Here is a 13,706-nt window from a genome sequence, read left to right as displayed (position 1 = left end):
TTAGTTAAATGTTATTGTAAATGCCGCAAAAATGCCGTTTTCTTTGTATGTGTTTTTTCCGATTAAGTCATATTGATAACCTGATACAAACAGGAGCTTTTCGGTTACTCTATAAGTTATTCCGCCGGCGCTAAACATTTTATATTCTTCCGATCGATTGAAGTTTGCATAGAAACCGTTTATTTCCAATACTATTTGTGTTTTTTCGCTAATCATCCTGCCGTAGCCGGCCCCGTAATGTATTTTGTAATCGAAACTTCCAGAAGTCAAAACATTGGTGTAAGAAAGCGTCATGTCGACGCTCGATTTTTCGGAAATCGAATACGATATCACCGTTCCCAGTGTGACGGAGTAATTATGTTCCGTATTTGCCAAAGTGTCCGGTATGAATTTGTCTCCTGCGGGAATAATTACTCCCCCCGTCAATCCGTAAGCAAATTTGCCGTATTGATTCAAAAAATATTTTGTTCCTAAGGCTATTTCATCGAGCGAATTGGAGAATGAAACTCCCGCTTCCAGATTTTCGCTAATTCCGGCTGTAATTCTGAAAGCTAACGATGAATTAATAATTCTGCCGTTAATATCCTTGCAATTACTCCCGTTTTCAAAATACGAGCTGCTGTTGAGCACGCTGAAGGCCGGCTCGAACTCGAAAGTGTTTCCACTGAGCGTTGCGGCGTCGGGTACAAAGAGTTTGCCGCCGGAAATGCCCGATACTTGAGCAAATATTTTTATCGAAAAAAGTATAATTGCCGAGGAAGTCAACAGTATTTTATGACGCATAATATTTCCCCTAATTTATTTTCGCTTATATCATCGAATTAAATTGAAATATTTAAACAGATTTGTTGTAAACGGCGCGTGGATGTAGTAAATGGATTAATGGTGTTGTAAAAAAGGTTAAAAGGATTATTTATCTTTTGATATTAATAAAAAAGCCCCCGTTTGGGGGCTCTTTTTTAATTATTCGTAGTGAGTATTTTGGCGTTTTTTACGGTCTTAAGCTGAAGCCGGGAATCTAGTTTGAAGTGACTAATTATATCTTTCAGTCGGTAAGCCATTGAATTGAGTTCCTCGGCGGAATGAGCGATCTTCTGAACTCCCATCGCAGATTCTCTCGTGACATTGGAGATGTTTTCGATGCTGCGGCTGATTTCCTCGGAAGTTGCCGATTGTTCTTCGCTGGCTGCGGCAACCTGATTAACTATATCGACCGTTTGGTTTGTGCTGTTAATAATTTCTTCAAGAGCCACGATTGCTTTGCCAGCTTTTTCTTTGCCGCTTTCAACTTCTTTAGTACCGTGATTTATTGAAGAAATAGCATTATCGGTATCTTTCTGAATGTTCTTAATCATAGCGGCTATTTCTTTAGTTGCTTTCGTAGTGCGTTCGGCAAGTTTTCTTACTTCGTCGGCAACGACTGCAAAACCGCGTCCCTGTTCACCGGCGCGCGCCGCTTCAATGGCGGCATTGAGCGCCAGCAGATTTGTCTGGTCTGCGATTTCTTCGATGACCATAATGATGTTTCCGATTTCATTGCTGCTGTTGCCGAGCTCTTTAATAATTTGCGCAGCCTGACTTACAACTTCGGCAATCTTGTTCATTCCTTCCACAGTCTCTCTAACAACATTGCCGCCGCGTTCCGCAGCCTCGCCGGCTTTTTTCGAATAATCCGCGGCTATTGTCGTATTTTGAGTCGTTTGTCTTATGGTAGAAGTCATTTCCTCCATAGCGGTGGCAACTTCGTTGGTCTGCATCGTTTGTTCCTGAGCGCCGGCAGCCATTTCCTCTGTACTTGCAGATATTTCGTTGGCAGTTGAAGTTAATGTTTCCACTATTTCGAAAACCGAAGCAATTATTTTTCCCGTGTCTTCAACGACCTGATTAAAACCGCTGAAAAGTTGTCCTATTTCGTCGTCTTTTTCGATTTCAAGACGAACCGAAAGATCGCCTCTAGAAAATTGATTCATCTTTTCGAGTATTAAATTGATTTTCTCCGTGAGATATATTCTCTTTTCTTCGGCTTCTCTAACGGCTTCTTCGACTTTCTTTTCGACCTGTTTCTTTTCGATTTCAAGCGCCTGGGTCGATTCCTTGATATCTTCCATCATTTTTTTGAATGCAGCAATCAGATCGCCAACTTCGTCTTCCCTTTTGTCTTCAACTGTCACATTGAGATTTCCCTCGCTGGCCGACTTAGCGGCGTCTCGCAATCTGATAATGCTGCGAGTAAATTTGCCGAATGAAAGGAATATGTAGAGAGCGCCAAGGAGTAAAATAACAACCGCCACTATAATCGTAAGTGTTCTCGTGCTATTAATTTCGGATGTAAGATTTTTCAAATCGTATAACAAAACAATTTTTCCAAGATTCTTGTTTTTATATTTAATATCGGCGGTGTTCTTCAACAGGTCTTTGGTAGCCGACATTTCCTTGTCATTATAAATCTCTTCGACATTGAATTTATAAGGATTATATTCGATAATCGGATCGCCGTTTTCGTCGAGTATCGAAATAAAGCTGACGTTTTTATCGTCCTTAGCCCAATCGAATGCCGTCTGAACCAATTCATAATTGCCGTCGTTCAGTCCGGCGCCGACAGAAAATGCCAGCATTTCGGAAAGCGTTCGGGCTTGAGTTTCAGTACTGTTTTCCGCCAGCTTTCTCTGCTTCATCGGATAATAAATCGAGAAGAAGAGAATTACAATCAGGAGTGGTAACATTGATATTACCACTCCCTGATATTTTATCGATTTTTTAATTTTTGCCAGCATTGGAAATCCTTCACTTATTTAATAATCAATACCACTTTTACGTTGTCGTTGACGGAAGATTCGCTAACGTATCCGATTGCTCCCGGAGTAGAAGATACTTTGCTTATGACTTCTGAATCCGAACCTGCGTTTTGAGGAGCCGAAGCTTCGCCTGTTAATTGCTTTCTTAGCCATATTTTCTTCAGTGCGCTTTGCTCTTTTCCCAAAACATTATAGAACTTGGTTTTTGCTTCGCTGTCTGCGCTTTGATCGATCAGAACAATTTTTTGTCCGTCTGTCCATTTCAATACTTTTTGCGAGAAGATATTGTCTACTTCGCTTAATTCTAGTTTGTCGACCTTGACGGATTTATTCGCAACCACGGCAACCTGAGCCATCAGAGCTCCGTTGACCGCAAAAAGAACCATTAAGAGATAAATAAACTTTTTCATTTTTCACTCCATTGTTTAGAATTGGATTAGAACATTATACTTAACGCCATTAAATAACCTTTAAAGTCGAGTTGGGTATCCGCCTGAATAGGAGGCAGCGCGGAGTCGATTAATACCGGGAATTTACCGTCCTCAACCTGATAAGAAGCGTATTGAAGCTTCAGAACAACGGAGCTTACAGGTTTGAAACCTGCTCCAAACATGATTCCTTTCATACCGTTTGCCATGAAGGAAACTTGCTTGTCTTCCAGATAGCTGTATGTGGCATACAAAAACACTTTGTCGTTGATGTCGTAACCGAGCGTTCCGTAATAAAATAATTTATCCATATCAGCAGAGGATTTTTTAGAATCGAGCATTACTTTAATATATTCTGCGTCCATGAACACGCTGTTAAACGTAAAGCCCAAATCGGCTCCGATCCTTGTGCGGTTGACGTCTTCTTTGAGAGTTGCCTGTTGATTGTCTTTATCGAACGTAGCGGAAACTCCGAGTCTCAGATTATCGTATTGAAAGCCTACTCTGCCGCCGAATAACTTGAAATTGGTTGTATCAGTGCTCGTTACCGCAGCTCCATAATTTTCACCGGATAATGCATACTCGGGTTCTGCCTGTCCTATATAGGCGGAATAATTAAATTCCATTTCGCCGCTCAGGACTTTACCCGAGAGTTGTAAAAAAGCTCTTTCCGGTAAAAAGTCGCCTGAGTTTATAACGCTTTTAAGCGACGTTTCATAAACAAGCGGTCGAACAATATAAGGCAGCAAAGGCATCCGGTTTTTAACTTCGTTCATGTAATTGAATTTTGGAATAAGATAACCTGCTTTGATATTCAGATACGGATTAAAATCGTAGTTAACCCAGGCTTCTTCCAGATTCAGGTCTCCCCACTTCCTTTCGGTCGAGAATGAATTGATATATTCAAAATTCACCCACGCAGTCAGCTTGGATGTAATTTCTTTTCTGAAGAATACGTTTAATTGCTGCAAATTCGAGGAAGTATAGTCGTTGCGCTCGTCCTGGAATGTCATATTTATAACGCCGGCGGGCGTTGGCACGTCCCCTTTTACCGTTGAAAATCCTTTTACTTTTTGAATTTGCACCTGGTAAAATCCGAAGATTTGAAGGTCGGACTGCGCAGAAATGCCGGAAGATAAACTAAAGAGCATTGTAAATGCCGCAATGAACAGAATATTCTTTTTCATAAAAACAGCTCCCATTTGTTTTATAGAATAAATATTGTATTACACCTCCATTATCGAAAGGAGCTTAATTCAGTTAATATTTATGTTGCGAAAGGCGTGTGGCTGTTGCAAACAGGCGCTACGAAGCTGCGAACGGAATAAAATGTAAGTTTTTTATTTTATAACCTTATCTTTCAAAGCGGCCCAATAACTTTTTCCCATTCGCACGGGGCGGTCGTATCCATCGAGGTGGAGCAGCATCGTTTGATTTGAAAATTTTTCGATTTGTTTAACATAATCGAGATTGATAATTGCGCTTCTGTGAACGCGCACGAAATTTTCCGGTAAAATTTCCTCCCAATTCGAAACGGATTTTCTTATTTCATAAGTTTTGCCTTCGCGCGTGGAAATCACCGAGTAAACATTATCCGCTTCTATAATTATTATTGATTTAACCGGAACCTTAATGATTTTATTCCCCGTATCGACCAACAGAAAATCCTCGGCATTTAATTTATTTCCGGCGGCGGATTCGAAATTGGCTTTCTTCTGAAGCTGCACCTCTACTGCTTTGGTCAATTCCGAAATTCTGAACGGTTTGGTAAGATAGTCGTCGGCGCCCATTTCCATCCCTCTCCGGAAATTTTCCCGTTCCGATTTAGCCGTTATAAAAATAAAGGGTGTATTTTTCAATTCATCGATCCGGCGGACGTTTTCGAGCACCCAGTAGCCGTCGTATTCAGGCATCATTATATCGCAGAGTATAATGTCGGGGTTGACTTCTTTTATTAGATTCAAACCTTCGAGTCCGTCGTGCGATATAAACACTTCAAAGTCGCTCAGACTCAGGGCGGACTTTATATTTTCGCATAAAACTTTATCGTCTTCAACCACTACGATTTTTTTCATAGCTTTTATTTAATGAATTTATTGAGTTGTTTTTCGAGGAATCCTTTTTTCTCTTCTTCAAGCCTTCTATTCAATTCCTTTTTCTTCTCTTCAATAGACTTATCGTAATTTTCCAATAAATCTTTGTACTTATTGATTTGTTCTTCAATCGGGGCGACTTTTTCCTTGTAAATTTGTTCAAGTTCGGCTCGTTTGGCTGTCACGATTTTGTCGAATCGTTCTTTCAGCGTGTTCTTCAATCTTTCCACTTCCTGTCCTATCGATTTTCTTACTCCTGCGGCAAATTCTTCATCCAAATTTGTGCCGAGCGATATATCGTATTTTCCCCCGTTAATCCAGAATCGGAGCGTCGCATTTAAATTGTTAATATTGTTCAATGCATTGTAGACGATTCTTTCCACTATCGATTCCGGTTGCTTTTCGAAAAAGAGAATCATATTCGAAAAAGTATTGTCGAGTATAACGTTCAGATTATTTTCATTGATAAAGATATCAGCTTTCGTAGACAATAAAGCGCCGTTAATTTCGGCGGGCAGAAATTTCTTGGCGCCGAGTTTTATTTTGCCTACGGGCACACCCCGCAATTCAACGGTATACTTATCTGTTTTACGAAAATTTCTTCTTTCGATTGTTCCGGAAATTAATACTCGTCGGCTATTGCTCAACTCGCCTTCGAGTTTGAATGTGATAGGCTCGCCGGTCAAGTTTTGATTGTCGGATACGTTTTCAATTATACCTACGCCCACAAAAATTCCGCTGCCTGGATTCCCGCCGTTTACTTTGATTTTCTTTATCCAGAGATCTGGGTATCTGCCTTCGGCGGGGAATTCGATATTCTGTCCTTCGAAGCGCGGAGGTTTTTCGTAGTCGGGCTCTGGTTTGTATTTTTGAACGCTTGCGTTAATCAATTCTGCATATGCAATGTAATTCATTGCGCGTTCCTGAATTTCGTTTCCGATAATTACGGGCGCCAGTTTCGGCGATTTTATGTCGGGTAGCCTCGCCATCCGTTTCAGTTTTTCAAAATCTTCCGAAGAAATTTTACTCAGCGTATCAAACGCGTTTTTGTAGTATTCCGCTTCTCGTTTAATTTTATCGAATCGTTCTTCATACTCGGCTTTTATTTGCATTAATGTCCTATATCCTTTGTCGGCTTTTTCGATTGCCGCCAATATATTCTGAGCGTTATTCAGACTCTTCGGGTCTATTTTCTTAATTTCTTCGAGCTGTTCGATCAGTTTATTTTTATTTCTTTCGTATTGATTTACGATGTCATTCCATTGTCCGGCGGTTTCGGCGACCTTTTTGCCGAGCGAATCCGCATAATAATACGTTTGAAGATCGAGCAGTTTAATTAGACTGTCCGGGTTGAAATTTCTTTTAATGTCTTTCAGATCGAAACGCGGGACGTTTTCCATCAACTCGTCGAAAGCTTTTCGGTACGACTGAGTAAACGATTTTTCCGCTCTGTAAAAAGTCGATTTCTTTCTCTCTTCATCAGGCAATGCGCCGTCGGTTGCTCTTTTGCTAAGTATCTGTAAACCGTCTACGTCAATCCGTTCTATAATAATCTTTTTTCTGAGAAGTTGATTGAAGTCGACTCCGAATTTAACCTCGCCGGTTTCGAGAGCGTTTGTTTTTGTATTATAGGGATTTGCAATTTGAAGTCGTTTCCAGGTTATTTCGAGCGGGATAAAACTCAGATGCAGATCGTCGATTTCCGCCTTAGCTCCCGTTACCGATTCAATCGAAGATTCGATGGCGCTTTCGATCCATCTGTCGGCAAAGAAATAAACAACCGCGCTTACGGCGAGGATGAAAAACAACAGGAAAAAGACAAATCCCTTTCTCATATCTGCATATCCCTGATTTTCATATACCACTTGATTATATCGTTATTCCGGAGCGCTTCGTAAATTTTAAGTTTCTGTATTTTCGAATAGAGTTTTTTTCTATAGAGAACGGTCAACTTTTTCATGCCGATATAAACCGGCAGGAACAAAATCAGAGCCGTAATAAAACTTCCCATAACAACCGTGTTGTTGAAATTTGTCAGAGGCGCCAGAGGAGCGTTATAAAGATACGTCCACAATCCTTTAAGAAAATCGACTTGTGTAAGAATTTGATACCCGAGCCAGTGAAAAAACGGATCGAAAAGATATGCCAGCAGGTTACAGAAAGTAATTGCAAGGAGCGCCGCAGCCAGATTTACGTTGAGCGACAACAGCAATATCCATATAATCAAACCCTGCAGATTAAAAGAAGGAGACAAACCGATTGCCATTCCAAGCGCAAAGCCGCCCGCAATTTGCGCGGGCGTTTGCCCTTCCCTGAAAATTTTAATAAGATCTTTTATAATTTTAAGCCAGAACATAAATTGCCTGTGTATTATTAAATCGGCTGATTTAAAATAACAAAACCCTTTTATTGTTAATAAAAAAATAGACGCTGCTTAATAATCGTAAAAAATTTCCTATTATAAAAAAAAGGTTTGCATCTAATTTCTGCATCCCTTATATTTTAAGCCATAATTTTATATTTACCTAAATAAATAAGAGTGTGTTATGTTAGACGACTTAGATATTGCCATCCTGAAAAAACTTCAGGAAAACGGCAGAACAAAACGGAGCGAACTTGCCGAATTGATCGGCTTATCCCTTCCTTCGCTCAGCGAACGGCTCAAAAAGCTGGAAGAACACGGAATAATCGAAGGTTATCACGCCAAACTAAATCGTCATGTGTTCGGCTACGATATTATGGCGTTCATTATCGTAATGATGGATTCCTCGAAGAACTACGAAAAACTTGCCGAACATGTTAAAAAGACTCCGGAGATTCTCGAATGCTATGCTGTTCTGGGCGAAGGTTCGCATATTCTCAAAGCAATAGTAAAAGACACCAAATCCCTCGAACAGCTGCTCAATAAGATTCAATCGTGGCCCGGAGTCACCCGCACTGTGACTAATTTTATTTTATCGACAATCAAAGAAACGACAAGTATCAATTTATAGGAGTAACAAATGGGCAAAGAAAAAGAATCAGCAGCCGAAAAAGTTCTTTCCTTCATAAAGAAAAACAATATCGAATTCGTCGATATGAAATTCATGGACTTTCCGGGACAATGGCAACACTTTACAGTTCCGGTAAGCGTTTTCGACGAATCTTCTTTCGAAGACGGATTTGGCTTCGACGGCTCCTCGATGAGAGGCTGGAAAAGAATCAACGAAAGCGACATGCTGATAATTCCGGATCCGAACACAATGTTTGTCGATCCGTTTATCGATGCGCCGACAATTTCTTTAATCTGCGACGTTTACGAACCGGCGACCAAAGAAAAATACGACCGCTGCCCGCGTAACATCGCTCAAAAAGCGGAAGCGTATCTGAAGTCTACAGGACTCGCCGACACATCATATTTCGGTCCCGAAGCAGAATTCTTTGTTTTCGACGACGTGCGTTTCGATTCCGGTCCCAACTTTTCATTCTATCAGGTCGACTCGATCGAAGGCAAATGGAATTCCGGACGCGAAGAGAATCCGAATCTCGGATACAAGCCGCGTTACAAAGAAGGTTATTTCCCGGTTCCGCCTACAGACCAATTAGTCGATCTGAGAAACGAAATGGTACAGAATTTAATAAAAGTCGGCATCGACGTCGAAGCTCAGCACCACGAAGTGGCAAGCGGCGGTCAGTGCGAAATCGACATGAAATTTGCGCCGTTACTCAGAGCTGCCGACCAGTTGTTGATGTTCAAATATATTGTAAAAAACACAGCGCGTAAACACAAGAAAACAGTTACATACATGCCCAAGCCGATTTTCGGCGATAACGGCAGCGGTATGCACGTTCACGTAAGTTTGTGGCTCAAAAACAAACCGCTCTTTGCAGGCGGCGGTTATGCCGGACTGAGCGAAACGGCGCTCTATTTCATCGGCGGTATTTTGAAACACGCTCCTTCGTTGTTGGCATTTACAAATCCGACTACAAATTCGTACAAACGACTCGTTCCCGGATTCGAAGCTCCGGTCAATCTGGCTTATTCGCAGCGCAACAGAAGCGCGTCGATTCGCATACCGATGTACTCTAATTCGCCGAAGGCTAAAAGAGTCGAATTCCGCTGCCCCGACCCGTCGAGCAACCCGTATCTGGCATTCTCGGCAATATTGATGGCGGGATTGGACGGCGTAATGAACCGCATCGATCCGGGCGATCCGCTCGACAAAGACATTTACGATATGTCGCCCGAAGAATTAAAAGGCGTGCCTTCGACTCCCGAATCGCTCGGCGCCGCTTTGAAAGCCTTGGCCGACGACCACGAATACTTACTGAAAGGCAACGTATTTACGGAAGACGTTATCAACGCATGGATAAATTACAAGATGGACAGAGAAGTCAAACCGCTGGCTTTGCGTCCTCATCCGTTCGAATTCGAGCAATATTTCGACGTATAAACGAACTTCCTCCCTCATCTATTTTATCCCGGTTTATGCTTGAATGCATAGCCGGGATTTTTTTGTTAAACTGATTCTAGTCTTAAAATACGTTCTACCGTCAAACAAGAACTTATTACAGCCATTGGCAGGCCGGCTCCCGGCACTGTCGATGCGCCTACGTAAAAAGTATTTTTGAATTTCTCGTCATAATTTTTTGGTCGGAAAGCCCCGACTTGTCCTATATCATGAGCCAAACCCAAACCGGAACCTTTATATAAATTAAACTTTTCCTGCCAATCTTCCGGAGTAAAGACTTTCCTGTATATTATATTTTTGGATATGTCATGTCCAATTCTTTCGGAGAAATCATATATAATACTGTCTGTAATAGCCTCCTTGTCTGACCAGTCTTTTTTATAAATCAGATTTGGAACCGGGCAGACGAAGAAAAGCGCTTCGCACCCTTCAGGGGCGCATTCATTATTATATTTTGAGAGTAGATTCACATAATAATACGGTTTTTCCAAAACTCCGGGGTTGCGCATAACATCACGGGAATATTCCTCGTAATTATCGCCCAGGAAATAATTATGGTGTTCTACTTGCGGCAGTTTGCAATTGACTCCAATATAGGCTGTCAGATAACCCATAGTCCAGTTCATTTTGTTAAGTTTCTTTTCGGTAAATTTTTTTCGTTTGAATACAGCCCCCCTAAAAAAAGCCGCATCGGAATTTATTACAAATATATCAGCCGTCCATTCTTTCCCAGTACTGTCAATAAGAGACGATAACATATTACTTTTTTCCTGATAATCTATAATTTCAGTTTCGTAATAAAATTCTACGCCCATCTTTTCAAGGTGTTTTATCAGACTTTTTACAATCGTATACATTCCCCCTTTAACGTTGTAATACCCGGTATGTTTAAATTCTATATAGGACAATAATGTATATACCGCATTTGTATCGAACGGCGTACGCCCCAAAAAGAATGCGATCAAAGAAACTATCTGACGTACTTCTTTTGAGTCGAAAAAGAAATTGGTTTGCTCCCAAAATGATTTAATGAGAACAGGCAGATGTACAGGATTGACCTTCATCAACGCCAGTATAAATTCAAATATCGAATCAAAATTTTGTTTAATCACAATATCCACCGTATCTTTATACAATTGTTCGCACTTTTTCAAATACGCCTCGAATTTTTTTTCGAATCCCGGCTCATATTTCTCGAATTGTTCACTCAATTTTTTAATGTCTTTGAACAGGTAAAACGGCTTATTTTTGTTTTTAAAATGAACAGTATAGAGCGGATCAAGCTCGATAAATTCAAACGGCATTTCAATTCCGCAGTCGGCCATCAGTTCTTCAAATTCGTAAGGCATACTGAAAAAACTAGGACCTGTATCAAAAGTAAAGCCTTCCTCTTTTATTTGATTAAGTCTGCCGCCCGGTTTGTTATTTTTCTCGACAAATACCACCTTATAACCTTTAGCGGTTAATCGCATTCCTGTAGCCAGCCCGCCCATGCCGGTTCCGACTATTAATACTTTTTTATTCATATTATCTCTTCCCGTGTAAATTTGGATATAGGTTATTTTTGACCCAATCGAATTCGGGTTCTATTTGCAGCGCCTTGATACAATATTCTTTCGCTTTGTCATATTCTTCAAGTTCCGTATAGGTATTTATAATGTTTACCAGCAGATTGAGATAATTCCAGTTATTCCTCAACCAGATAGTGTCTTTTTCCATTAAATCAAGTGCACGCATATAATAAACCAACGCTTCCTCTTTGGAGCCTCCGAATAAACCCGGAGTATAATACTCTATATTACCCAATTGAATATATCCCATCGGGTTTGAGGAATCTGTTTTTACTGATTCATTTGCATATCTGATACTTTTCTTTCCTATAAACGGAGCTTTATACTGAGAAAGAGCTATCTCATAACCAATAAGAGCCGATTTATATGAATAGAGAGACGACATTTCGTAATTTCTCTTTTCCAGTTTCTCAATAATATCTTCCGACTTTTCTATATATTTTTCCGCATCTTTATAATTTTTTTGATCGATACACCATGCAGTATATCCGTAATAATAATTTAGCAGCTCAAGATAGCGAGCATCCGTAAGCTCGCCGCCCGATTCAATTGAATCCATGGCTGTTTTCCACAAATCCATTTGATTACTGACATAAGCTGTATAAATCGATTTGTTATTCTGGGAGTATAAATTTCCGATCGTAATAATTAGCAAAAGAAATATTATATATATCTTCCTTTCCATATATATGGCTTCCCTATTCTGATTAGCACAGCATTTAAAATTGCATGAAGCATGAATAACATCTGCAAAGGGAAAAGGAACAAATTTTCCGCCATATTCTCTTTGCTTGTACTTGAATACAAAAACTGTATCGACAAGAATATTATTAAATAAACATGAAAATATTCGCTCATACTTAAAAGGACGGGCACAAAACCCAATGCCGAAAAGGTCCAGAATATCAAAGCTGCAGTCAAACTGTTTCCGAAAAACATCAATATGTTTTTAGAAAATCCATTTAGCGCTTCTGCATAAGAACTGTACATCCGGCAAACGACTCTTTCGTCTCCGGTGACACAAGCAATTTTCGTCTTTTCTGATTTCAAGTATCTTGCGATCTCTATATCTTCTACCAAAGAATTCCTGAACATTTTATGCGGCATAAACCGTTTATACGTCTTTGCATCAAAAAACATAAACTGACCGTTCGCCGCGGAGTGAGATTTGAAAGGCGATAACCGCACAAGCACCAGAGGGAGTAAAGTCAGCAATATATAATTCATGACAGGCACAGATATTTTTTCGCCGAATGTAACCATTATTTGCTTTGGGAATAGAGACAACAACCCCAGTCCATATTTTTTTACATATGCAACGGCATCAGTGATAATATCACCTTCTATCCGTACGTCGGCGTCAATAAAAAGGAAATAATCACCCATAGCAATTTTCGACATTTGGTGGCATGCAAAATTTTTACCTCGCCATCCATCCGGCAATGCCTCCCCGGTTATCAATTTTATTCTACCGTCCGACTCAACAAAATCTTCGACAATCTTTGCTGTATTGTCATTCGAGCCGTCGTTATATACTATTATTTCGAGATTGGCATTTTTAATCTTTGTTAAATTATTCAAGAGCCCGGCAATGTTTTTCTCTTCGTTGCGCGCCGGAATTAAAATGGAAATCTTTTCTTGCTTAGTTTTATAAGTCGACTTTAATTTTTGACGGAAAAGAAAATTTATAATTAAGTTTAACAATTGTATTGTTATAAAAACGAACGTTATATAGGCGATATATTTCATACGTTGGCGATATGTTTGTTTATTGCCTCAGAATAGAATTTTATATACTCTTTTTCTAGAAAATCAACGCTTCTAATTGTTTTATGCAGGGTATTAATATACATATACAAAGCAGGCTTCTTTTGTGAAAAATAATCAATAAGGTTAACAACAAATAAAATTTGAGTTTCTGACGGAGATTTCATTAAAATGCGTTCCACCCCCTTTTCGAACTTAATATTCCTGTCATATACCGATTTAATTTCACCCTGCGGGAATAAAAGAACCATATTTTCATTAGACGATAACAGTTCTGCAGTATAGTCTATTGTTTCCAAAATGGAACGAGATTTTTTCTTTATGGAGAATCCGCCGCTGTATTGAAAATACCAATGTTTATTAAGTTGTTCTTCAAGCATCATAAAATGAAACCGGCGTTTTAATAACTTCAGATTCAGATGCATTATCCAAAAACCGTCCCACCAGCTTACATGGTTTGAAATAACAAGAACAGATTTCCCATTATCTTCAAATTCGCCATTTATTATACATTTATTAAAATTTCTTTTTAAAAGTATTTTAGTAAGACATTTGAACATAGGATAAATAAAAAAGTGATGTTTGGCTTTTAGCATGGCGA

13 protein-coding genes are annotated in these 13,706 nt (G+C 39.8%); 2 read left to right on the top strand and 11 right to left on the bottom strand.

Annotated features, from left to right (window positions below):
* From ACOYVE_RS12175 to ACOYVE_RS12145, 7 genes are all read right to left on the bottom strand, one after another.
* Complete coding sequence (locus tag ACOYVE_RS12175; RefSeq protein WP_422882207.1) at window positions 1-783, bottom strand: transporter; 783 nt, start codon at window positions 781-783, stop codon at window positions 1-3.
* A 176-nt stretch (window positions 784-959) separates the two neighbouring features.
* Complete coding sequence (locus ACOYVE_RS12170; RefSeq protein WP_422882206.1) at window positions 960-2,774, bottom strand: methyl-accepting chemotaxis protein; 1,815 nt, start codon at window positions 2,772-2,774, stop codon at window positions 960-962.
* Window positions 2,775-2,788: 14 nt separating this feature from the next.
* Complete coding sequence (locus ACOYVE_RS12165) at window positions 2,789-3,205, bottom strand: substrate-binding domain-containing protein (RefSeq protein ID WP_422882204.1); 417 nt, start codon at window positions 3,203-3,205, stop codon at window positions 2,789-2,791.
* Window positions 3,206-3,231: 26 nt separating this feature from the next.
* Window positions 3,232-4,410: a hypothetical protein gene (locus ACOYVE_RS12160; protein WP_422882202.1), complete on the bottom strand. Its 1,179-nt coding sequence runs from the start codon at window positions 4,408-4,410 to the stop codon at window positions 3,232-3,234.
* Between the two features lie 153 nt (window positions 4,411-4,563).
* Complete coding sequence (locus ACOYVE_RS12155) at window positions 4,564-5,298, bottom strand: LytR/AlgR family response regulator transcription factor (RefSeq protein WP_422882200.1); 735 nt, start codon at window positions 5,296-5,298, stop codon at window positions 4,564-4,566.
* A 5-nt stretch (window positions 5,299-5,303) separates the two neighbouring features.
* On the bottom strand, window positions 5,304-7,151 hold the full coding sequence (locus ACOYVE_RS12150) for a TIGR03545 family protein (RefSeq protein ID WP_422882198.1): 1,848 nt from the start codon (window positions 7,149-7,151) through the stop codon (window positions 5,304-5,306).
* The gene (locus tag ACOYVE_RS12145) at window positions 7,148-7,672 is read right to left on the bottom strand and encodes a TIGR03546 family protein (RefSeq protein ID WP_422882197.1); all 525 of its coding nucleotides are present in this window, start codon (window positions 7,670-7,672) and stop codon (window positions 7,148-7,150) included. The genes ACOYVE_RS12150 and ACOYVE_RS12145 overlap by 4 nt, the downstream gene beginning before the upstream one ends.
* A gap of 190 nt (window positions 7,673-7,862) precedes the next feature.
* On the opposite strand from ACOYVE_RS12145, the gene ACOYVE_RS12140 reads away from it, so the two are divergent.
* Window positions 7,863-8,309, top strand: coding sequence for an Lrp/AsnC family transcriptional regulator (locus tag ACOYVE_RS12140; RefSeq protein WP_422882195.1), 447 nt, complete (start codon window positions 7,863-7,865; stop codon window positions 8,307-8,309).
* A gap of 9 nt (window positions 8,310-8,318) precedes the next feature.
* The gene (glnA, locus tag ACOYVE_RS12135) at window positions 8,319-9,749 is read left to right on the top strand and encodes a type I glutamate--ammonia ligase (RefSeq protein ID WP_422882194.1); all 1,431 of its coding nucleotides are present in this window, start codon (window positions 8,319-8,321) and stop codon (window positions 9,747-9,749) included.
* A gap of 65 nt (window positions 9,750-9,814) precedes the next feature.
* Here the strand turns inward: glnA and ACOYVE_RS12130 are convergent, their stop codons facing one another.
* The 4 genes from ACOYVE_RS12130 to ACOYVE_RS12115 are packed head-to-tail and all read right to left on the bottom strand — an operon-like array spanning window position 9,815 to window position 13,701.
* Window positions 9,815-11,293 carry a phytoene desaturase family protein gene (locus ACOYVE_RS12130; protein WP_422882193.1) on the bottom strand — a complete coding sequence of 493 codons (1,479 nt, stop codon included), beginning with the start codon at window positions 11,291-11,293 and terminating at the stop codon, window positions 9,815-9,817.
* A 1-nt stretch (window position 11,294) separates the two neighbouring features.
* The gene (locus ACOYVE_RS12125) at window positions 11,295-12,023 is read right to left on the bottom strand and encodes a hypothetical protein (protein WP_422882191.1); all 729 of its coding nucleotides are present in this window, start codon (window positions 12,021-12,023) and stop codon (window positions 11,295-11,297) included.
* Complete coding sequence (locus tag ACOYVE_RS12120) at window positions 12,002-13,087, bottom strand: glycosyltransferase (protein WP_422882189.1); 1,086 nt, start codon at window positions 13,085-13,087, stop codon at window positions 12,002-12,004. Before ACOYVE_RS12120 ends, ACOYVE_RS12125 begins: the two co-directional genes overlap by 22 nt.
* Window positions 13,084-13,701, bottom strand: a complete 618-nt coding sequence (locus ACOYVE_RS12115; RefSeq protein WP_422882188.1) for a lysophospholipid acyltransferase family protein — start codon at window positions 13,699-13,701, stop codon at window positions 13,084-13,086. The genes ACOYVE_RS12120 and ACOYVE_RS12115 overlap by 4 nt, the downstream gene beginning before the upstream one ends.
* Between the last annotated feature and the right edge of the window lie 5 nt (window positions 13,702-13,706).

Source organism: Melioribacter sp. (assembly GCF_049325435.1).
In the GTDB taxonomy this organism is placed as follows: domain Bacteria; phylum Bacteroidota; class Ignavibacteria; order Ignavibacteriales; family Melioribacteraceae; genus Melioribacter; species Melioribacter roseus.
This window is presented reverse-complemented; position numbering and strand designations above follow the sequence as displayed.